The organism is Carboxydocella sp. JDF658 (genome assembly GCF_002049395.1).
Taxonomy (GTDB): domain Bacteria; phylum Bacillota.
In genome coordinates this window covers 114562-136975 of sequence record NZ_BDLR01000023.1, presented here as the reverse complement: position 1 = coordinate 136975, position 22414 = coordinate 114562, and the positions used below count along the sequence as shown (strand labels likewise).

The following is a 22414-nucleotide window of genomic DNA, read 5'->3' as shown; positions in this document are numbered from 1 at the left end:
TAACAATTTTATTTTCCAGCCGCTGTTTCGCGGGCTGCTTCTGCTTGCGACCAGCGCCCGCAGCGGTCTCCCCAGCGGGCTACGGTTTCTCCGTTTTGTTTTAATTCAATAACCTCACAGAGATTGGGGCAATATTTGCACTCAAAACTGCCAGAGGCAAAATCTTGCTGACAGAGACTCCAGCCTTTAAACCTGGTAGTTTGTCCTTGCAGGACCGCTTCCCGGGCCAGGATGGCAGCTCCTACTGCTCCCATTACATTAAAGTGGGGCGGGACAATAATTTCCATCCCCAGGGCCTTTTCAAAAGCAGCCCGGATGCCGGCATTGGCGGCAACTCCCCCCTGAAAAACCACTGGTGCCAAAATCTCTTTGCCTTTACCTACATTATTGAGATAATTTCTGACCAGGGCTTCACATAAACCGGCGAGAATATCGGCCAGATCGTGACCCATCTGCTGTTTATGGATCATGTCCGATTCAGCAAAGACCGAGCAACGGCCAGCAATGCGTACCGGGTGGCGGGCAGCTAAGGCCCGGGGCCCAAACTCTTCAATGGGTATATTAAGACGCGCCGCCTGCTGGTCCAGGAAGGAGCCGGTACCGGCAGCACAAACAGTGTTCATGGCAAAGTCCGCCACAATCCCATTTCTCAGAATAATAATTTTCGAATCCTGCCCACCTATTTCCAGCACTGTTTGTACCCCAGGCACCAGCGTAGAAGCAGCCACGGCATGGGCAGTGATTTCGTTTTTAACCGCATCCGCACCCACCAGTAAAGCCGCCAGCTGGCGCCCACTACCGGTAGTGCCCACCCCGCGGATATTGGCTTTACCGGCCCAGCTTTCAGCAATTTGGGCAAGACCCTCCTGCACCGTAGGGATAGGCCGTCCCCGGGTTCTGAGATAAAGTGCTTCCTTAATCTCCCCTTTTTCATCCATCAAGACAATATTGGTACTGACTGAACCTACATCAATACCGAGAAATGCTTTCATTTCTCCTGTTAACCTCCTTTTGGCGAACCAGCAAATCCACAAAGGCCTCCAGTCTGGTCTGCAAGCCAGCCTCACCGGTATGCTGGTCAAAATAGAGCGTCATGGCAGGAATGCCCAGCTCATTGCTCACTTGAGGCAAAATACTCTGCGCTACAATTTCCGGCATACAGGTCAGAGGAGCAACCTGAATCAAGCCATCAAAACCTTTCTGAGCCCACAATACTGCATGGCCAATGGTATCCTGACCATGTCCGCCCACGAAATGATTTAAATAAGGACTGGCAGCCTGACAGGCCTGATGGCTATCCGGAATACCGGGGATCAATCCCCGAAAAAGATGTTCATTGATCCAATGGCTCAAATACAGACTCCGTTCCACCTCGACCCCCAGCGCTCCTAAGCGGCGTTCAATTTCCAGGTTGGCAAAGGGCTCCAGCAGGCAATAAATCTCTCCCGTTAAACCGATACGCACAACTTTTTTGGCCCAATCCACTGGCAAACTGTACAGCAGTTGCTGGGAATGCGTCACCGCCTGCTTAATTTCCGCCAGAGTCCGGGCCTGATCCAGGCAGACCTGGACCTGGCGCCAGGCTTTTTCCACTTCCTCCGGCTGGTAGGCCCGGGCCCTCAAGGTAGCCACCAGTCGTTCCAGTCGGTCCAGGGCCGCCAGTTTATGCCAGGCCAGGCGCAAAGCCTTCATCACCCGCCAGAGGGGCTGATTGCCGGTAATTCTCCGCAGGCGCTGTATAAACTGGGAAATGTGTTTCTCCGGCGGTTCCAGCACTACCATTTCCAGGTCATAACCCAGGTCTTTCAATATTTCCCGTTGAACCTGGGCATAATAGCCAAATCGGCAAGGCCCCATGCCGCCTGCCATTAAAATTGTATCTGCCCCTAGCTCGGCAGCTTCAATAAAGTTGCCCAGATTTATTTTCAGCGGCAAACAGGCGAACTCCGGGGAATGACGACACCCCAGTTCCAGAGTGCGTTTTGTAATGGGAGGTGGCACAATCGTTTCCACTCTCAGTTCCCTTAATAGTCCCTTTACCCCGATAGCCATCGTCCCCATGTGGGGAAAAGTTACTTTAGGCACCGCACTGTTTCCTCCTTCTCTGCAGCATATCGATAAAGGCTTCCACCCGCGTCACCAGCCCTGCCTCCCCGCTATGCTCATCAATAGTCAGGTTAAGAACCGACACCCGCCCTGCTCTTTGTAAACGCCGGGTAATAATTTCACCGGTAAATGAGTCAGGCCCACAGCCGAAGGCAGAGAGATGGATTAACCCGGATAATCCTTCTTGCTCAGCCAGGTGTAACGCGGTTCCCAGCAAATGGCGGTTCAGGGTCCAAAATAGCCTTTTGGGCATTTGGGCTGCTCCCGCTTCTGCTTCCTGGACGGGCACATCTTCCGGAGTAACCACTTCTACACCCAGCTGCTCCAAATGCTGGAGGAGCCCCAGATTAATGTAATTATCATACAGATTATAGGGATGAGCAATTACAGCTACTTTCAGTCCCCTGCGGCTGTTTTCGCCTCTCAGCGAACGGGTGTGCTGGCGCCACCAGCTGATCCCCCCGGCTTTCTGCCAGAACACCCAGGCTTTAAGCAGGGCTCGTCCCGCTTGTATCGGATGCACTCCCAGCTGTTCTGCCGTCTCCCTGGCCGCCAGCCAGAGCTGCCGTCGGCCGCCATTCAGATTGATAGTAGGCTTTAGCAAGGGTACAGGCAATTTTAAACAGGCCCGGGCCATATCCGGTAGCCCCAGGAATTTGGGACAAATATAAGCCCTTTTCTCCACGGCCACCAGCCGGGGAATGAAAAGATAGTCCACACCCAGATTAATCACGGCCTGAACATGCCCCAGAAACACCTTTACCGGCAAACAGGCTTCATCAGCAGCCAGACGCACTCCGGCATCGAGGATTTCCTTGTTAGTCTCCGGTGATAAAATAGGCTCTGCCCCTATCTGACGAAAAAATTCGGTCCAGAAAGGATTATAGCTATAATAAAGGAGGGCCCGGGGAATCCCCACCCGCGGAGCCCGTTTCTCACTGATTTTAATCTTTCTCATTTTCCTCTTTCTCTCCTTTGCCAAACTGAGGTTTCCGTGAGGGAATAGGAATGGACTGCCCCGGTTGCCGGTCAGTATCTACTGGCTTCAGGATGCTGGGCCGGCTGTTCTGAATCGGTACTGGATAACGAATCAGAATGGCTTTCAAAGCTGTCCAGTTAAAAGGTATTAGCGGCCAGAGATAGGGTACTCCAAAAGACCTGGACCGGGCCAGGAAGACAAATAAGGCCAGCACGCCTAGCACCAAACCGGGCCAGCTTAAAGCGTAGACCAGTATAATCAAGAGATAGCGCCACAATCTTAATGCCATTCCTAGCTCATAACTGGGGGTAGCAAAAGTTCCAGTAGCAGCAATGGCCATATACATAATTACCTCTGGAGCAAACATCCCGATATTAATTGCTACCTCACCGATCATTAAAGCCGCGATCAAACCCAGGGAAGTGGTCAATGGGGATGGAGTATGGATAGCCGCCATCCTGACCACATCGATACTGACTTCAGCTATGAGAAACTGCAGGATCAGAGGAACATTCCCTATTTTTTTCGGCCCAATAAAACTCAGTGCTTTCGGCAACAATCCAGGATGCAGGGAGAAAAGCAACCATAAAGGAACAACTACCAGGGAAGCTACAATCGCCAGTAACCGTACCCAGCGGATATATGCACCCACGATTGGCGCTTGCCGGTATTCCTCAGCATGCTGGACGTGGTGAAAAAAGGTTGTAGGTGCAATCATAATACTGGGGGAAGTATCCACCATAATCAGCACATGCCCTTCCAACAAGTGGGCTGCTGCCACATCCGGCCTTTCAGTATAGCGTACCTGGGGAAAAGGGTTCCAGGCATTATCCTCTTTAGTAATCATCTCTTCCACAGACTTTTCCGCCATAGGCAAACCGTCGATATTTAGTTTTTCCAGACGCCGTTTGATATCAGCTACCAGTTCCGGGCTGGCGATATCCTCGATATAAGCCAGACAAATATCGCTTTTAGACCTCTTCCCTCCCGATAGCATGATAAATCTCAATTTGGGGTCTCTGATCCGCCGCCTGATCAAGGCAGTGTTGAAAATAATGGTTTCCGTAAAGCCATCCCGGCTACCCCGAACTACCTTTTCCAGATCGGGCTCCTCCGGCCCCCGGGCCGGATAGCGCCGGGCCTCAACGATAATGGCTTCCTGTTCGCCTTCCACAATAAAAGCGGTGCGACCGGCCAGTACATGGGAAGCAATTTTGTCCAGGGCAGCTTCTGTGGTCACCTGGCCGTGACTGAGGTAGGTCTGTACCAGTTTGTGCAAAGTGGCTGGTACCAGGTCATTGCGCTCCACCATAGAGAGAATCCGGGTCATATCCAAAATGGAGGTCGAGTCAACCAGACCATCTACAAAATACATCTGTATTTTTTTCTGACCGAATTCCAGGGGGCGGCTATGTACATCAAAACAAATTCCAGCAGCCAGGATTTTATCCAGCTGGGCCACATTTTCCTGAAAATTACGGCCCAATTTGCCGCTCAGCATTTCCTCCCGTTCAGCCATGCTGGTTGCCTCCTTGTTCAATAATGTATCGTAAAGCCTTAGTCGTTAAAGGTGCGCCTTTCGCCCAGCTATCCGCCCCTTGCTGTTTGCCTATATCCCCGATACCAACAATTACTGGTACCCCCAGAGAACGCAACATATCTACCGTATCTCCCTCCAGATAAAGATGGCCTTCCGGCTCTGGTTGCCCTTCCTTGTCCACGGGACCGGATATTATTTTTCCATCAGCTGTTATGGAACAATCCACTCTGACCCCATCCGCTCCCTTGTCATTGGAAGCTACCGCTACTGCGCCAATAATTTCTACTTCCCGGCATTTAGCCAGGAAACGGGCCAGCTGCTCTCCTTTCCCCTGACCTTCCTTGCCACGGTCATCCACCATGATTACTACCGGCTCACCCCGGGCTTCCCTGATTAACTGCAACAATTCCGGGCCACTTATTGGCGTTGGATTGCCGGCCGAAGCAGAAATACAGTGAGCCTTAATATTAGCCGCAGCTTTCTCTACAGCTTTACGGGCCACCTTGTCCCCGTCAGTAACCAGGATTACCCGCTTGCGTTGCCCCATTTCAATCACCCCGCGGATTGAACAGGGCAGCGATTAAATAACCAAAGACAATGGCAGCCGTAAGGCCAACAGCGGCGGCTTGCAAGCCTCCAGCAAAAGCGCCCAAAAGCCCTTTAGACTGTACCGCTTTAATGGCACCCTGCGCCAGCGCATGGCCAAACCCCGGTAAAGGTACAGTGGCTCCTGCCCCTGCCCAGTTGACCAGAGGCTGATAGACACCCAGGGCGCTTAGAAGGGCTCCCCCCGAAACAAATCCGACCAGTATATGAGCCGGGGTGATTTTATGACTGGTTAAATCCATCAAGAGCTGTCCCAGTAAACAGATTGCCCCCCCAACCAGAAATGCCTTAAAGTAAATCATGCCTTTCTCCTCCTAAAGCCTTTCTACGGCAATGGCATGGCCAATGCCCGGGATAGTCTCCCCTTGCTGTACTGAAATGGGACTATGTAAAGATCCGGAACCCACCAGTAAAACCCGTTTAAATCGCCCTTTCAACATTTCCTGATAAAGCCAGCTACCCCATACGATCGCTGAGCAGCCACAACCACTGCCACCGGCGTGCACATCCTGAATGGGGTCATATACTAATATTCCCGCATCGGTATACTTATTAGTCACATCAAAGCCAGCTTCTTTCAATATCCTTTCGCAAAGAGCCTTTCCAATACTGGCCAGGTCACCACTGATGATCAGGTCATAATCCGCCGGACTGCGGCCTGTATCGCCAAAATGGGTAAGGATGGTATCAGCTACTGCTGGCGCCATAGCTGAGCCCATATCATTGGGATTATCCTGCCCTAAATCCATCACCTTGCCGATAGTAGCATGGGTAATATACAGACCTTCCCCAACGGCTCCTAAAACCATGGCCCCTGCCCCGGTCACTGTCCATTGTGCCGTCATCGGTCGTTGAGTTCCTAATTCAGTGGGATAGCGATACTGCCTTTCGGCAGTATCATAATGACTGGAAGCTGCAACCACCAGGTGACGGGCAAAACCACCGTCTATAATCATCGCCCCCAGGGCCAGGCCTAAGGCCATGGTAGAACAGGCCCCATACAGACCAATCAATGGTATACCCAGATCCCTGGCCGCAAAATTGGCAGTGATAATCTGATTCAACAAATCACCCGCTAGCAGAAACTCGATATCCATAACCGTAAGGCGAGAATGGCTGATGGCCAGCTCCACCGCATCCTTCAACATCTTTCTTTCCGCCTGTTCCCAGGATTTCTGTCCAATCAGCTGGTCAGGATAGGTTAGACTGTAATAAGTGCCTAACGGTCCTTTGGCTTCCATAGGCCCAGCCGTGGTGGCAGTAGCGAGAATTACCGGCGGATTGGCAAACTGTATCGTCTGTTTGCCGATTTTTTTCCCTTTCATCTATTTCCCTCCCCCTACCAGGTAAAATAACAGTCCAACTAACCAGGCCGTTACCGTACCAAAAACAATCACAGGACCAGCAATGGTAAATAGCCGGGCGGCAACCCCAAAAACCATTCCTTCGCGTTTATACTCCAGTGCCGCTGCTACCATAGAGTTAGCAAAACCGGTAATTGGAACAATCGCTCCAGCACCGGCAATTCGCCCAAATGTATCCCAAACCCCTAGACCGGTGAGAAAGGCAGCTACAAAAACCAGTGTAGCTGCAGTTGCCGCTGTGCTATCCAGAAAACTCAATCCCTGTCTCTGATAAAAATTAATTAACAATTGCCCGACAGTGCAAATTAAACCTCCGAAAAAGAAAGCAAAAAAGGCATTTTTCAATACTGGCGGCCTGGGCGCTAACTCCTGAATCATTTGCTGATATGCCTTCTGTTTATTTTTTTTACCAGGATATTGTGCCAGAATACCCATGATATCCCCCCCACATTGAGAAAGGACACCTGCCGGTGTCCTTCCCGGTTATTTCAGTACTTCATCAGTGTAAGCGATCTTAACATTGGCTTTAAATTCTGTCAGTTTACCATCTTCAACGTTGGCGGTCATATTATATACTTCCACGCCGGTGATGTTCTGAACACTCTTGGATGCTTCCTCCACCGCCCTCTGCACTGCATCCTTCCAGCCAATGGGAGACTCGCCTACCAGTTCTACTACCTTGACAAACATGCCTTTCCCTCCTTTCATTCACTCTTTAGCCTCTCCCTGAAGAAAGAGAAATATACAAAAAAAATCCGCCTTCGTTTCCAGGCGGATTATCCTCTAACCTGACAGTAAAGCTCGTAAATTTTGCAAAGCTTGCCGCTCCAGGCGAGAGACCTGAACCTGGGAAATGCCCAGAATCTCTGCCACCTGCATCTGGGTTTTATCTTCAAAAAAGCGCAAAATAAGAAGCTGCCGGTCCCGGGGTGGCAATTTATCTATTACTTCCTTAAGAGCCAGTTTCTCCAGCATTTTTTCTCCTGTACCCTCTTCAGTCAATCGGTCCTCCAGCAGAACCGGGTCACCATCATCCTGATACAAGGCTTCTTGCATGGAAACGGGAGCCTGCATGGCCTCCAGCGTAGCCAGCACTTCATCTGCTGCCATATCCAGAGCCCCTGCCAGCTCCTGGACCGTTGGTTCGCGGCCCAGTTCTTTCATTAAAGTCTCTCGCATTTTATGTACCTTCACTGCCCCCTCCTTAATTGAACGGGTCAGTTTTACCGGCTGATCATCCCGGAGATAGCGGCGAATTTCCCCTAAAACCATAGGTACAGCATAGGTGGAAAAACGCACATCAAAATCGGGATTAAAACGATCCACAGCCTTCATTAAACCTATGACACCGATTTGAAACAGGTCTTCCAGGTCATAACCCTTACCGGCAAAGCGCTGGACCAGATTAAATACCAGTCGCAGATTATGGTTGATCAGTTTTTCCCTGGCCTCCTGATCGCCCCTGACACTTTTTTGCAGCAAGTCTCTGGTCTCTTCCTCTGTTAATAGGGGATAATAGGGCAAATTCATATCTTTAAACAGGTTAGCCATGCCATCGCCCCCATCAGCTGGCCGGCTGATCTTCAGCGCCGCCGGTAAGTTTTTTAAACATAATCACAGTCGTGCCCTGACCGACAGCGGTCTCAACCAGTAAATTGTCCATAAAGGAGTTCATAAAAGTAAAGCCCAATCCCATCCGCTCCGGCATGCTGGAATAAGCTGGCTCCATGGCGCGGGCTAAATCTGCTATACCTTTACCCCTGTCTATGACCCGGATTTCTATCCCCTGATCATACAGGGTAGTTTCTAGCACTACTAATTGCCTGCCATCATTATCATAACCGTGGATTATAGCATTGGAAACTGCTTCTGAAACTGCCACCTTGATTTCATCAATATCTGCCAGAGTAAAATCCAGTTGAGCTGCTAGTGCTGCCACAGTCACCCGGGCAAGGGCTACATTTTCTGCCAGGGCAGGAAATTCAATTTTTAGCCAGTTCTTTTTCTCCACAGTGCGCTCCCCCTTACATTTGTGCCAGTTGTTCCAGTGAATCGTAGACAGGCATGATCCTCATTACCCCTGAGAGCTCTAAAATTCTTTTGACCGGAGGCCGGGGTGAACAAATGGACATCTTTAACCTGGTAGCTGACAGTTTTTTATAGCGTCCCAGAATCACCCCTAAACCCGAACTATCAATAAAGCTGACCGCTTCAAGATCCAGACACAAATCACAGCCTGGATGCTGTTCCAATAATTGGTCTACTCCTTGACGAAATGGCTCAGCCACAGACATATCCAGTTCTCCCTCCGGCCTAATCACCAGAGTATTCCCTATTTTTTTATGCAGCAGGCGCAAGGCTTGTCCTCCTCTCCCGTACATTTTTATTTAATAATATTCTTTGTCATTTTCAAAAATCCTGCCAAATAATTCCACTAATTTTGTCACTTGCTGTCGCTTATTAAAGTTCCGAAAAGAGTTTTACTGCCAGAGTTCGCGGCCAGCCTTTTCTTCTTTCCTGCAAATAACAGGATGTCAATGCTTCCGAAACTGGTAAAACCGAGCTAAAACAACAATCAGCATCAGCCAGCAGCTCTTCCCATTCCTGACGAGTTTTGCTGGCAAACAGCTCCACCAGGGTGATATATGCCGGGTGGTCCGCTGCTATAGGGACATTATAAAAATCCAGCAAGTCAGGCCTGGCCAGGCGCTCACAAAAACGCCGCCAGAAATGTCGTTCCAGTGCTGAAATGGCAACCTGACCATCATCTTTGGTCGCATAGATCCAGTTGTTCACCGTAGGACGAACATTTTTCTGCTCTGCTATAAGCCCCGACCACTCCAGCATTCCGGCTAAAATAGCAATATCAAGGAAAATTCCTTCCCCTGTTTTTTGCTGCTGATATAGTCCAGCCAGAACTGCAATCACGGCCCAGAGAGCACCACTTAAAGCACTTACTGGAAAATGAGGTCCGAACAGCAGGCCGCTAATCGCCTGGAAATTGAGATCATGAGCCCCCTGATTGCCATAGATGCTATTCTGACCAAAACCGGAAATCAGGCAACAAACCAAATCAGGCCGATATTTTTTCAATCCTTTATATTCAATGTTCAGCTTTTTGAGGCGCTCCGGACGAAAATTACAGAGCAAGACCTGAGCTTCTGAGACATAGTTAAAAAAAGATTGTCGTTGCTCAGGATCATTAAGGTCCAGAAAAACAGTTTCCTTGCCTTCGTTCAGGTTTCTGCCCAGATCTGTCCCCTGGAAATATTCCTGCCTGGCTGGCTCCACCACCCTGACCACCCGGGCTCCTAAGTCAGCCAGAATCCTGCCCGCATAGCGCCCCGGCAGGACTGCCGCCAGTTCAAGCACCGTAACCCCGTCAAGCATATTTTCCCCTCCCACCCTTGATTGTGAAAAATTGCACATTCCAAAAACTGATTCCTTTTTCATTTTGCTCCAATATCAATTATAGAACTGTTAACCAATAATTCCAAGGGGTTTTATGAAAAAAGCGGAGCATCCCTAGCCCCGCTTCTGTTTCAGAGTATCCAGCATTACAGCGCCCATGATAATAAAACCTTTAATAATATACTGATAGTTTGCTTCCACATTGAGAATGACCAGAACGTTATTGAGCAAGCCAATGATGAACGCTCCAATTACGGAGCCACCAACTGCCCCAGCCCCCCCGGCCAGACTAGTACCACCGATAACTACAGAGGCGATGGCATCCAGTTCCGCCATATTTCCGGCGGTCGGAACCCCGGCTGCCATGCGACTGGCCAGGACCAGGCCAGCCAGAGCTGCCAACCCCCCCATAATGACATAATCCCAGATCAGTAGTTTATCCACGTTTATCCCGGAAAGGCGGGTAGCCTGAACATTACCTCCATAAGCATAAAGATAACGGCCAAAGGTAGTTCTTTTCAGGACAAAGATCCCCAGAGCGGCCACAATGGCGAAAATAATAACCGGTAAAGGCAGGCCGCGGCTATTTAAAAGCACCCAGATGACAAATAAAGTGACCAATGCAGTAGCTATGCCATCCAGCCAATGTTTGTTCCTGATATTTCTAAACAGGATTAAACCACCAATAATGGCAGTCAAGACAACGGCTACCAGAGAAGGCAGCTGCCAGGTCGCCAGCATAGCAAAGGTATTGTTGACAGGAGCGATGGCACTACCTTTGGAGATAACCAGAGCCAGACCCCTGGCAATGGTCATACTGCCCAGCGTTACGATAAACGGAGGGAGTTTGAATTTGGTGATGAAAAAGCCATTCCAGAGACCAATCCCCAGACCCAGAGCCAGGGAAATTAATACAGAGGACCAGGTAGAAAAGTGGTAGGTTAACTGCAATTTGGCTACAACTACCCCGATAAGGGCCATAACCGACCCTACTCCCAGATCGATACCGCCAGTAAGAATGATCAGGGTCATACCCACAGCCAGTATGCCATTGACAACTACCTGTACCGCCAGATTCATAATATTTTCTGGCCGGGCAAAAGCACCATCAGTAATTACTGTTGAAATAATTCCCATTGCCAGTAGAACCAGCAAGATCGTGTATTTATGCAGATTCTTTTTCATTGCGTCTTCCTCCTGTTGCCAAGGCCATGATTTTTTCCTGAGTCACTTCTTCTTTTTCCAGAATGCCCGCCAGACTGCCATCAGCCATAACCGCTACCCGGTCACTCATACCAATGATTTCTGGCAATTCGGAAGAGATCATGATTATGCCTACTCCATTGGCAGCCAGACGGTTGATGATCTGATAGATCTCAGCCTTTGCCCCTACATCCACACCCCGGGTGGGTTCGTCCAAAATCAATATGCGGGGCTGGGTGGCCAGCATTTTGGCCAGTACCACTTTTTGTTGATTGCCACCGCTAAGGTTGGCCACAGCCAGATCTTCATCAGCCGTTTTAATGCGCAATTCCTGAATGTAATTTTTGATTACAGTCCTTTCTCTTTCCTGGTTGATTATGCCCAGGGCGTTGCTCAACTGTTCTAAACAGGATAGAGTCAAATTTTCACCTACTGACATACCCAGGACCAGGCCGCTGACTTTTCTGTCCTCTGTCACCAGGGCTATCCCGTTATCCAGCGCTTGCCGTGGATTTTGAATGGTAAGTTTTTTACCATTGAGACGGATTTCTCCGGTCAATCTCTTCCCGTAAATTCCAAACAGGGCCAGGGCCAATTCTGTCCGACCAGAGCCCATCAAACCAGCTATACCAAGTACTTCCCCTTTTCTCACTTGCAGGGACAAAGTTTCTAATACCCCCGGCACCGTCAGGCTTTCGATTTCCAGAATCACTTCACCGGGTTTATTCTCCCGGCGTGGGTACAAATCAGTAAGGTCGCGACCAACCATCAAGCTGATAATTTTATCCCGACTCAGATCTGCTTTCATGCCTCCCCCTACTGATTCCCCGTCCCGTAAAACCTCCACCCGGTCTGCTATCACATCAATTTCATCCATCTTATGGGAAATATAGATAATCGCTTTATCCTGGCTTTTCAGCAGACGGATCAGGTTGAACAATTGCTCAACTTCACTATCAGTCAAGGCAGAAGTAGGTTCATCCATAATAATGATTTCGGCAGAAAAACTTAAGGCTTTGGCAATTTCAATCAGCTGTTGCTGGCCAATACTAAGGTTACCCACCAGTTCCTCCGGCTCCAGGGTTATCCCTACCCGTTCCAGCAGTTCCACAGTCAGTTGACGCATCTGTTGCCAGTCAATTAAGCCTGGTGCTGTTTTGGGCTCCCGTCCCAGAAAAATATTTTCCATAACACTTAAACCGGGGATAAGATTCAGTTCCTGATGGATAATGGAAACCCCGGCTTTAACTGCATCTCTGGTGCTGTTAAACTGGCAAATCTGGCCATTGATGACCAGCTCACCACTATAGCTACCATAAGGATAAACACCGCTGAGAATTTTCATTAAGGTGGATTTACCTGCCCCATTTTCCCCCATCAAAGCCAGTACTTCGCCCCGATAGGCAGTTAAATTAACTCCTTTCAGAACTTTCACTTTACCAAAACTTTTTTCGATCTGGCGCATTTCCAGGATTTTCTTCATTTTCTCACCACCTATTTTTCTCAAAAAAGACACCGCGGAAAGAAAGGCAGGCAGCCGGATTTTCTATCCGCGGTTCTTGGCCTTACAGATTGGGCCAGCGATATTTCATAGTATCGACATTATCCTTTTTAATAAGCTCAACAGGAGTCAGTTTCACAGGCACTTCAAAGTCACCGTTCTTAATTGTGGTATCACTGGCAGGAGTTTTCTTCTGAGCCAGTTCTACAGCAGCCAGGAAGGAGGCCTTCCCTAATTCATAGGGCTTTTTGTCCACATCAGCGGACAGCTCCCCGGCTTTAATCGCTTTACATGCGTCTTCATCAGCATCAGAACCGATAGTTACCACCTTGCCAGCCAGTCCTTTATTCTTCAAGGCCTGAACTGCACCCATAGCCATACCGGAGTTATTGGCCAGAATGCCTTGAATATTGTTATTGTACTGGGTCAGAGCAGTTTCTACAGTATTCATGGCCAGGTCCCGGGCCCAGCCTTTGTGAGCCTGATCCACTACGACTTTGATGTCGGGATACTTGGCCAGTACTTCCTTGTTACCAGCAGTAATGTCCCGGGCCACGCCATTGCCAGCTTCCCCTTCTAGGATGATAACATTCCCTTTACCACCCAGCTGTTCGGCCAGATACTGAGCCTGAATCCGACCAACCTGCTTGGAGTCAGCAGTTACATACAGGGCCACTTTGGCATTTTCCGGGAGACGGTCCATAGCCACTACAGGTACCCCGGCAGCCTCAGCCTTGGCTACCAGAGAAGCAGCAGCGCCAGTGTTAACAGCATGCAAAATCAAAACATCGATTCCCTGCGACAGCAAACTTTCGACATCAGATAATTGCTTTTCTTCCTTGTTATCTGCAGAAGTCCAGATGATTTCCGCATTGTTAGCAGCAGCATTGTCTTCCATGGCCTTTTTCATAAAGGTATAAACAGCTTCCTGCATGGTAGCGACAGAAACACCGATTTTAATTTTCTTCTTTTCCGGCTGGTTGTCCCCGCTGTTTCCAGCATTATTGGTATTACCACAACCGGCCAGGGCGCTGAAACCAATTAATAGTGCCAGCAGTAGAGCGATTCGCTTCATGAATTTGGACATCCAGGACCCTCCTTTTTTCTTCTGCTTGTTGTTGCCTGCCAGCCTAATATTAAGCAAGGAGCGTGCCAAAACAGAAAAAAGCCTGTCCCAGCGGCTTTTTTGTTCAGGGACAGGCTTTTTAACACACTTCATTTTAGTGTGTCAGACTGTTCAGCCTCAGTGTGTAATACTTTTGTTTCCCACAAGCGAAAAAACGGCCAATAAATCAATGCTGCCAGTAACAAATCCACTGCTTGTAACACAGTACCGCTAATATGCCCATTGCTCAAATACCCGCTGAATAAGACCGGTACAGTGAAAGGCAATTGATACAAAGGCCTGGCTACCCAGCCCCAGGCCATGGCCCAGTAATTCACAGTTACAATCATCGCTGGGGCCAGGATAAAAGGAATAATCATTACCGGGTTTAATGCCAACGGCACCCCAAAAGTTATCGGCTCATTGATATTGAACAGGGCCGGTAATAAGGCAACCCGTCCTACCTGACGTAAGGTCTTGCTTTTGCTTTTCAGCAAATATATTACCAGAGGCATCGTCGCCCCTGAACCACCCAGGTGGGCAAAAATATGATAAAAAGGCTCAGTTACAATATGTGGCAATACAGTGCCTGGCTGTGCCAGAGACCAGCTAAAATTCTCACTGAGATTGGCTGCCCAGAGGGGATAGGCAATGGCCGAAACCAGGTTCATACCGTGCAGGCCAACACTCCAGAGCAACATCATCACCAGAATCTGCAGTAAAGCAGACCAGTAAGTATCTGAGGCCCTAACCAGAGGGGTAATCAACTGACGCACAGCCGCTGACCAGGTTAAATCAGCCTGTCCTAATCCAACAGCCAGCAGCAACCTGCTTAACCAGATCAGGGTTAAAACAAATCCAGCCGGCAACAAAATGGCCAGGGTGCGGGCTATCCCGGCCGGAACCCCTTTGGGCAAACGCAGTAACCAGCCTTTTTGCTGAAACCAGCGAAATATTTCCACAGTCAAAATGGCACAGAGCACTGCAAACAGTAAACCCTGCGGACCAAGTTCAGTGAGCCAGTTCTCTACGGTAGCAACCACTGGCCGAGCTGGAAAACTGCCTGCCACAAAAACCGCTGTCGCTGTCAGGGCAATCCTATCTCGGTCCAGACGATAATAGGCTGCTAAAGCGTTGGCCGTCCCCCAGGCAATCCAGAGACTGAGCAGACCGAACGTGGCATTGAAAATAACCAGTAGAGTAGTATTGAGCTGAAACCACTGCCGCGGCAGCCAGGCCGCCGGCAGGGGAGGATTGGCCAGCAGGAGAAAGAAAGAGCCCAGTAAAATCATGGGTAAACCGTAACCAATAAAAGCATCACGCACAGCCTGTAAATAGCGATTTTCCGCCAGTTTCACGGCAAAGGGCAGAAATTTTAGTTCCAGCCAGTTAACCATAGCCTATTCCTCGCTCTTCTGCTGCTGGATTAAGGATAAAGCCAAATCCAGGGCCGCTTTACCATCAGCCATAGCATAAGCTAGCGGGGGTATGACGGCCAGGGGCTTTCCCTTATCTGCCCAGGTTTTTTGCAGATAACCTACCTGTGGACCCAGCAGGATAACATCCGTCCTCTCCCAGTAGTCATGGATTTCATTGCTGCCGATATAGTCGATTTTAGCAGTAAGTTTGCGCAGTTCAGCCTCAGTCTGCATGGCTTCCACCAGTAAGCTGGTTGACATACCAAAACTGCATACCAGTAAGATACGGACTGGTTTCATTTATTTTTCCTCCTTCTGCTGCAGGGCCTGTTCCAGCAAATGCAGCAAATTGGCTTTTTCCCTGGCCGTCAGCTTAACATCAAATTCAGCCAGTACCGGCTGAAACAACTGCAGAAACGGATGTTCTATCTGACTTCCCGAAACCTCGTCTTCTTGCAGGTTCAATCTGTTCTGGATTTTCCTTTCCAGCATGCAAACAATGTGCATTATCAAACCTACCCAGTTACCATCAGGTAACTGCCGCCCCATCTCCCGCTCATAGCGAGACAGGCAGTCAATGACCAGAGGTAAGGCCCGTAAGGGGTTAATAAAGCGTAAGTGCTTGGCCAGAGTCTCTTCCATTTTAGCCAGCAATTGCTGACGATCCTGAGAGTCTGCCTCCAGCCAGTTTAACTGCTCTCCGCCGTTGATTAACCAGCGCAACTGACTTAAACCTGCTGCTGTAAGAATGCGATCAATGGAAATAAAGGGCACCTGCAGTTCTGGCAGGGGAAAACTGCCTACCACAGCCAGAATCTGTTTACCCGCAGGAACCTGCAGGTTATGAGGTCCTACCGGTAGCAAGTTGATATTTCTTTCCGCCAGTTCAGGCAACTTTTCTTCCAGTAAAGCCTTGATTTTAAGAGCACTGCCTTCACCAGTAGAACAGGTTACCAGAATCACCCCTTCCAATCTCTTATGTCCACTACCGGAAACAACAATTTTATTTGTCTGTCTCCCAGGCTGTTCTCTTTTGCGCAATCTGGCTGCCAGAGCGCGGGCAGTAAGCTTTTCCTTTTGTACCAGACGCAAAGCCTGCATGACCAGCATCGTATTTACTCCCTCTACTACTTCAGTAACTATACCGGTCCGCTCACTGATAATCTCTCCAAAAGCCAGAAAGGATCCCATATCTACCAGGAGTACCACTCCCAGGCCCTGGTCTGCTTTACGCACCAGTTCTGTCGCCTGTTCCAGGGCCTCTTCCGGACTCATGGTTAAAGGCATATCCAGGGTCAGAATTTCCTGAAATCCCAGCAATTCCGCTGCAACCTCTGCCATGCTGCTGGCTGTAGCCCGGCCATGACAGAGTACCACAATTCCAGGTTGCCCGCTCTGATTTTTTTCCTCCTGTTTACGTTCCGAAGCTAAAAATAGCGCCACCAGAGCGGCTTCTTCGTCTGGAAATTTTAATCCCATTTCCTGTTCCAGGGCAGCAATAATCTGTTCCGCTGCCTTCAACTCATCTGGATACTCTTCCACCCAGGTACCAATAGGTGTCCTGGGCATGGATTTGCCATTCTTTATATGTTCTATGGTTGTAGTCAAATGCATGGCTATTCCATAATAAACCCGGGCTGGCAAGGTGCGTCCTAAAGCCAGTTCCGCTTCGGCAACCAGAAAGGATATTTTTTCAAGATACTTGGATGGGATAATCTGATCAATCTTTTCCGGCAAACCGGCCAGTAAGCGCTGAAAATATCTTTCGATATCATTATACAGGATCTGTTGAATTTCCTGTTCTGACAGTTTACGGGCAGCCAGGCTTTTTACCCTTTTACTGATCAACTGGTAAAAATCCGGTTCCTGAATTGGTTCAGCCGGCAATACTCGGCCCTTTTGCCTGGACTCAGGCTCAAAAATCCAGGCAGGCTGGGCCAGTAACAAACTGCGCAGTTGTCTTCCCTGCTCACTTTTTTCCGCTAAACTTTGTCGTACAGTCACCGGCAAATCACCAATCTCCACTTTAACCCGCTCTTCCCCATCTGTGACGAAATGCAAAAAAGCCTTGGCACAGGCCAGCTGAATGTCGCTTTTTAATTGTCCGATATTTCCCCGGGGTTCATATAAAGCAAGGGCCATAACGGCTTCCTCGGTAATTTCCAGGGTCTGTCGCATCCTTCGGGCCTCGTCCTCAAGAAAGCTGCGAATCAGTGATAATCTTTCTTCCCTGGTTCTTTCCCCCAGTGGTGGCAACTCAATCAACATAGGAATCCGGCGGCAAAAAGTGGACAGTAGCTGGGACTGGGGATTTTCAGTGGTAGCCCCTAATAATAAAACCCTGGCTTCCCTGTACTCCCCCGTTTCCCCCAGCGGCCGATAGCGTCCCTTGTCCAGCAGATAGAACAGCATTTCCTGCCCTTCTGCCGGCAAGCGATGGATTTCATCAAGGAACAGAATCCCGCCGTGAGCTTTGGCTACCAGTCCTTCCTGATCCCTCTCCGCCCCGGTGTAGGCGCCTTTCTTCACCCCAAAAAGTACCCCCAGCAGTAGCTGAGGATTATGGGCATAATCAGCGCAATTAAAGGAAACAAAAGGCGCGGTGGGTGGTAATACTCCTTTTTCCAGGGCAAACCGGTACATTGTCTCAGCAAACTGGGTTTTACCCACCCCGGTAGGCCCAATCAGAAGACAGTGTAGCCCCTGCGGGGGATACAAAATGGCAGCTTTAGCCTGCAAGACAGCCTGTTCCAGGCTTTGTTCCGCTCCGATCAATCTCTGGAAAGCATCGGTTGCACCCATCCTATTCTTTTGCTGTTCTGAAGCTGCCAGATAAAAATACCTGACTGGTCTGCCACTGCTTTTACCCAGTATGCCTTTTCTTACCGCCTCATTTAATTCCCGGCTGACATTGGCCCGCTCTAAACCCAGTGCTCCAGCAATTTCACCTGCACTTAGGCCCTGAGGAAATTGGCCAATCATCTCTTTCAGGTAATTCAAGATTAATTCCTGGCGTTTCATACTCCACACCTTTTCCTTTTTACTCTTAAAAATATTATAAGGGTTTTGCTGATTGACCACAACAAAACCCTTTTAAACCCAGTATTTATCTTATTTAATTCCTGTGGCTTTTTGCCAGATGGCACCAAAATGCTGATTTAAGGTAGCTGCCTCTACTTCCCTCGCAGCCACCAAATCCACAATTTTTACTGGTTGACCTTCAAACATTATGATTAGTTTACCAATTTTCTGCCCCTTCTTAATCGGAGCCTGAACTCGAGCAGGAATTTCTACCTTATAGGTTACTTTTTTCTCCTGGCCTTTTTCCACCACCATTACTACCGGTTCCTGGCTTACAGCTTTTACCTGTTTGACCTGGCCTTTACTTACCGGGATAACACCCTGAACCTGCCCAGCCTGACTGATATTAACGGCCTTATATCGGGCAAACCCATAATTATACAGCTTGATAGATTCCCGGAAATGGCTGCGAGGCTCGGGGGTTGCCATCACCACTGCAATCAGGCGCAAGCCATCCCGCTGGGCCGAAGAAGCCAGGCAGTATTTGGCTTCAGTGGTCCAGCCCGTTTTGCCTGTATCAGCACCATTATACCACCAGAGCAGCTTATTGGTATTATATAACTTAAATTCACCACCCCGGAGGTCATATTCCTTAATAGAGGTCAATTCCCGGAAGAGGGGATGTTTCATCCCTTCCCGGAGGATCATAGCCAGGTCATAAGCAGAAGCGACATGACCTTCAGCAGGCAAACCATAAGCATTGACAAACTTACTGTCCTTCAGACCCAGATCCTTAAGCTTCTGGTTCATCATTTCCACAAAAGCCTCATGGGAACCGGCAACATGCTCCGCCACTGCTACACAGGCATCATTGGCAGAACCAACAGCTATCGAAATCAGCAGGTCTTTTAGTGTCATTTCTTCCCCGGGTTCAAGATAGATCTGGGATCCACCCATGCCGGCAGCATTTTCGCTTGCCTTAATCCGGTCTTCCAGTTTTACTTTGCCCTGTTCCACAGCCTCTACAGCCACCAGCAAAGTCATGATTTTAGTTACACTGGCCGGCGGCAAGGCCTGATGCATATTTTTTTCATAGAGAATCTGTCCACTATTAGCTTCCATCAAAACGGCTGATTGTGCTGTAGTCTCCAGTTGAACCACCGGCTGTGCAGGCTGCTGACCAGTTTTTATCTTTGCAGCACCGGCTGCAGCCGGAAAAAGCAGTGTAAATGCTGTTATCCAGATAATCATTTTCTTCCACATAAAAAGAACCCCCTTTGCCACATGCTTGTACAACATTATTATGTGGCAGAAAGGGGGAAATATACCTTAGATTTTAACGAATTCTGGCATTAGGTACATCATGACCAGTTAGTTCTTTATAGGATTTTTGCAGAAGCTGTACTGCATAAACAGGGTTGTGAATCCCATAAGATCCTTCATCCTCAATAAAGAAGATATTGAAAAGAGCATTATAGATTTCTTTTGCTGCAGGGTTAGTCCAGTAAGGTTTGGTTGTATCCACTACCCATTTGTTATTTTCAAACTTATGTGTTAAAGAGTCAGTATGCTTCATATCAGTGTAGATAATGATTTGACCACCGGTACTGACAGCATGGGCTTCAGGATAACCCAGTTTCTCATTAATAGCTTCTTCCAGCACAGCGATCAAACCTTTGATTTCATCCTGAATCCCTTCGATTTTCCTGTCCCCGTCATAATCGCCCAGAGCCTGACGGTTAATAGTATTCAGGCCCGGATGACAGGCAGTACAGGCATTAAGATTTGATTTAATCAATTTACCGCTGGCATCTCTGGCTGCAACCTTAAATGTGTGACCACCCAGACCAGGTACATTGCTTTTTGCCATATGGCAGGTGACACAGGCATTAGGTATAGCAGCATGCGGGGAAGATTGATATTTTTCACCTGTTACTTCTGCTCCACCAAAACCTAGCAGCAATTCACTCTGGGCAGCGGCGTGAGGTCCACGGATGGCTACCCCAGGTGCATTCAAGTCCCTGGGGAAAGATGGAGCCTTGCGATAATCATGGCAGACAAAACAGGCGGCCGCTTTACCGGCATTAACCATCATAAATGGTTTATCAGCACCGGGTTGTCCTGGAGCTGCCACAGTTTGCAATCCCACCATACCAGTAATCCGCAGCCCCTTGTTGTCATGGCAGGCATCACAAGCTGCTACCGCTTTGGCATTGGGATAAGGACCATAAGGTTTCAAGGTGATGCTGGCATTACCATATACCGCTTCAAAAGTAGCTGGATTGCTTTTTACATCAGTAATATAGGCTTTAAATCCTTCAGTAGTGTGGCACTTGGCACAGTTATAAGTCCCACCCCGGTTATTGGGCCAAATTGATTTATCGGGCCCTTCCTCTACCAGCTGGCTGTGCTTGCTGCTTGCCCAGGCCTGATAGTTGAAAGCTACCGGATCAAAAGCTGGTTTGGGCGGCGGTGTCGGTTTGATTGGTTGCGGTTTAGCTGGTTGTGGTTTAGCTGCAGTTTGTTTTACCGGCTGTTTTTTGCTTGATTTTTTGGTTGATTTTTTAGTTGTAGAGGTTGTTTTAGTTACTGTTGTCCTGGTTGTTGTAGTCTTTGTACTTTGCAAGAAAGAGAAACTTCTTCCAGCGCTCAGGAATTTCTTACCTGTCTCGTTCAATTGTGGTATATTTGTTGTATGACAGGTAGTACAGCTTTTTGGCAAACTGCTGGGTACTTTGCTCAGATAGGCAGTACTGGCCCAACCTGTACCGCTGCCTACTGCAAACGCAACTAACAGAGCAAATCCCATTATGCCTGCCTTTCTGTTTTTGAACATTTCGCTCCCTCCTCTACTGTTTTGAATTTTTGTCAACCTTTCGACAAAATTACACCTCTTTACTTCACCTCCTCTAATTTACTTTATACGACATTTTTTTCACAATTCCTGCTTAAAAAAAAAAAACAGACCGGTAAAACCGGCCTGGTTCATTCCTGCATTTGCTTCAACAAATTGGCCATTTCAATAGCAGTAACCGCAGCCTCATACCCCTTGTTTCCAGCTTTGGTGCCTGCCCGTTCAATGGCCTGTTCAATGGTATCAGTGGTCAGGACACCGAAAATCACAGGTTTGCCGGTATCCAGTCCCACTTTGGCCACCCCTTTGGCCACTTCAGCCGCTACATAATCAAAATGGGGAGTAGAACCGCGAATAACCGCCCCCAGACAGATGACTGCATCATATTGGCCACAGGCCGCCAGTTTTTGGGCTACCAGGGGAATCTCAAATGCTCCCGGCACCCAGGCTACTGTTACTTCTTCTTCTTTACCGCCATGGCGTTTAATGGCATCTAAAGCCCCGCCCAGCAGTTTGTTGGTGATGAACTCATTAAAGCGGCCTACTACAATGGCAAATTTAAGGTCCTGGGCCAGCAATTTACCTTCCAATAACTGATATGCCATGTTCTTGCTCCTTTCAAAAATTATTTAGAAGGACAACATGTGCCCTAATTTGGACTTTTTAGTGCTAAGGTAGCGCTCATTATAGTCACAGGGCTCGATCTCAATGGGCACCCTTTCTACAATCTCCAGACCATAACCCTCCAGGCCTTTGATTTTCCGGGGGTTATTGGTCATCAGGCGGATTTGCTTTAAACCCAGATCAGCCAGAATCTGAGCCCCTATACCATAATCCCGCAAATCAGCCGGAAAACCCAGGGCCTCATTGGCCTCAACGGTATCTGCCCCCTGTTCCTGTAATTTATAGGCCAGGATTTTGTTTTTCAAGCCAATGCCCCGCCCTTCCTGGCGCATATAGAGCAGCACGCCGCGGCCTTCCCGCTCAATCATGCGCATAGCTGCTGCCAGCTGGTCGCCGCAATCGCAACGGGCAGAGCCAAATACATCTCCTGTCAGGCATTCGGAATGAACCCTTACCAGCACCGGGCCAGGTGCGGTCAGGTCTCCTTTATGAATAGCCAGATGGGTCTGGCCATCAATCAAACTTTCATAGGCAGTGGCCTGGAATTCCCCAAAGCGGTTGGGCAATCTGATGGTCTCCACTCGCTGAATCAGTTTTTCCGTTTTACGACGATACTGAATCAGGTCAGCGATGGTGATTATTTTCAAACCATGTTCCCGGGCAAATTCCAGCAGCTCCGGCA

General features: G+C 48.8%; 23 protein-coding genes. All 23 read right to left on the bottom strand.

Features of this window, described 5'->3' with window-relative positions; genetic code table 11:
• Positions 1 to 8 precede the first annotated feature (8 nt).
• The gene (locus tag JDF658_RS04790; protein WP_079906639.1) at positions 9 to 992 is read right to left on the bottom strand and encodes an acyl-CoA dehydratase activase; all 984 of its coding nucleotides are present in this window, start codon (positions 990 to 992) and stop codon (positions 9 to 11) included.
• Positions 970 to 2085: a CoA protein activase gene (locus JDF658_RS04785; RefSeq protein ID WP_307168109.1), complete on the bottom strand. Its 1116-nt coding sequence runs from the start codon at positions 2083 to 2085 to the stop codon at positions 970 to 972. The genes JDF658_RS04790 and JDF658_RS04785 overlap by 23 nt, the downstream gene beginning before the upstream one ends.
• Positions 2078 to 3064 (bottom strand): acyl-CoA dehydratase activase-related protein, encoded by a 987-nt coding sequence (locus tag JDF658_RS04780; protein WP_079906638.1) that lies wholly within the window; start codon positions 3062 to 3064, stop codon positions 2078 to 2080. The genes JDF658_RS04785 and JDF658_RS04780 overlap by 8 nt, the downstream gene beginning before the upstream one ends.
• A complete protein-coding gene (locus JDF658_RS04775) occupies positions 3051 to 4604 on the bottom strand; it encodes a spore germination protein (RefSeq protein WP_078664797.1) in 1554 nt (517 codons plus the stop codon). Before JDF658_RS04775 ends, JDF658_RS04780 begins: the two co-directional genes overlap by 14 nt.
• Positions 4597 to 5172: a stage V sporulation protein AE gene (locus tag JDF658_RS04770; RefSeq protein ID WP_078664798.1), complete on the bottom strand. Its 576-nt coding sequence runs from the start codon at positions 5170 to 5172 to the stop codon at positions 4597 to 4599. Before JDF658_RS04770 ends, JDF658_RS04775 begins: the two co-directional genes overlap by 8 nt.
• A 1-nt stretch (position 5173) precedes the next feature.
• Positions 5174 to 5533, bottom strand: a complete 360-nt coding sequence (spoVAE, locus tag JDF658_RS04765; protein ID WP_079906637.1) for a stage V sporulation protein AE — start codon at positions 5531 to 5533, stop codon at positions 5174 to 5176.
• 12 nt (positions 5534 to 5545) lie between these two features.
• Positions 5546 to 6556, bottom strand: a complete 1011-nt coding sequence (gene spoVAD / locus JDF658_RS04760) for a stage V sporulation protein AD (protein WP_079906636.1) — start codon at positions 6554 to 6556, stop codon at positions 5546 to 5548.
• On the bottom strand, positions 6557 to 7030 hold the full coding sequence (spoVAC, locus tag JDF658_RS04755; RefSeq protein ID WP_078664801.1) for a stage V sporulation protein AC: 474 nt from the start codon (positions 7028 to 7030) through the stop codon (positions 6557 to 6559).
• A 48-nt stretch (positions 7031 to 7078) separates the two neighbouring features.
• Positions 7079 to 7285: a dodecin family protein gene (locus JDF658_RS04750; protein WP_079906635.1), complete on the bottom strand. Its 207-nt coding sequence runs from the start codon at positions 7283 to 7285 to the stop codon at positions 7079 to 7081.
• A 93-nt stretch (positions 7286 to 7378) separates the two neighbouring features.
• Complete coding sequence (locus JDF658_RS04745; protein ID WP_078664803.1) at positions 7379 to 8146, bottom strand: SigF/SigG family RNA polymerase sporulation sigma factor; 768 nt, start codon at positions 8144 to 8146, stop codon at positions 7379 to 7381.
• 13 nt (positions 8147 to 8159) lie between these two features.
• On the bottom strand, positions 8160 to 8606 hold the full coding sequence (spoIIAB, locus tag JDF658_RS04740; RefSeq protein ID WP_078664804.1) for an anti-sigma F factor: 447 nt from the start codon (positions 8604 to 8606) through the stop codon (positions 8160 to 8162).
• Positions 8607 to 8619: 13 nt separating this feature from the next.
• Positions 8620 to 8952, bottom strand: a complete 333-nt coding sequence (locus tag JDF658_RS04735) for an anti-sigma factor antagonist (protein WP_242946609.1) — start codon at positions 8950 to 8952, stop codon at positions 8620 to 8622.
• Positions 8953 to 9055: 103 nt separating this feature from the next.
• Complete coding sequence (locus JDF658_RS04730; RefSeq protein WP_159446562.1) at positions 9056 to 9985, bottom strand: CoA transferase; 930 nt, start codon at positions 9983 to 9985, stop codon at positions 9056 to 9058.
• 135 nt (positions 9986 to 10120) lie between these two features.
• Positions 10121 to 11191, bottom strand: a complete 1071-nt coding sequence (locus JDF658_RS04725; protein ID WP_078664807.1) for a sugar ABC transporter permease — start codon at positions 11189 to 11191, stop codon at positions 10121 to 10123.
• Entirely contained in the window at positions 11172 to 12692 is a 1521-nt protein-coding gene (locus tag JDF658_RS04720; protein ID WP_079906633.1) for a sugar ABC transporter ATP-binding protein, read from the bottom strand. Before JDF658_RS04720 ends, JDF658_RS04725 begins: the two co-directional genes overlap by 20 nt.
• Positions 12693 to 12774: 82 nt before the next feature.
• On the bottom strand, positions 12775 to 13797 hold the full coding sequence (locus JDF658_RS04715) for a substrate-binding domain-containing protein (RefSeq protein WP_159446561.1): 1023 nt from the start codon (positions 13795 to 13797) through the stop codon (positions 12775 to 12777).
• A gap of 128 nt (positions 13798 to 13925) precedes the next feature.
• Positions 13926 to 15212 carry a PTS sugar transporter subunit IIC gene (locus JDF658_RS04710; protein WP_079906631.1) on the bottom strand — a complete coding sequence of 429 codons (1287 nt, stop codon included), beginning with the start codon at positions 15210 to 15212 and terminating at the stop codon, positions 13926 to 13928.
• A gap of 3 nt (positions 15213 to 15215) precedes the next feature.
• A complete protein-coding gene (locus JDF658_RS04705) occupies positions 15216 to 15533 on the bottom strand; it encodes a PTS sugar transporter subunit IIB (protein WP_078664811.1) in 318 nt (105 codons plus the stop codon).
• A complete protein-coding gene (locus JDF658_RS04700) occupies positions 15534 to 18254 on the bottom strand; it encodes a sigma-54-dependent transcriptional regulator (protein ID WP_143311947.1) in 2721 nt (906 codons plus the stop codon).
• Between the two features lie 90 nt (positions 18255 to 18344).
• Complete coding sequence (locus JDF658_RS04695; RefSeq protein WP_278307751.1) at positions 18345 to 19517, bottom strand: D-alanyl-D-alanine carboxypeptidase family protein; 1173 nt, start codon at positions 19515 to 19517, stop codon at positions 18345 to 18347.
• 73 nt (positions 19518 to 19590) lie between these two features.
• Positions 19591 to 21090: a hypothetical protein gene (locus JDF658_RS04690; protein ID WP_079906629.1), complete on the bottom strand. Its 1500-nt coding sequence runs from the start codon at positions 21088 to 21090 to the stop codon at positions 19591 to 19593.
• Positions 21091 to 21239: 149 nt separating this feature from the next.
• Entirely contained in the window at positions 21240 to 21713 is a 474-nt protein-coding gene (gene ribE / locus JDF658_RS04685; protein WP_078664815.1) for a 6,7-dimethyl-8-ribityllumazine synthase, read from the bottom strand.
• Between the two features lie 24 nt (positions 21714 to 21737).
• The coding region (ribA, locus tag JDF658_RS14770; protein WP_242946608.1) for a GTP cyclohydrolase II at positions 21738 to 22414 on the bottom strand (677 nt) is incomplete at its 5' end.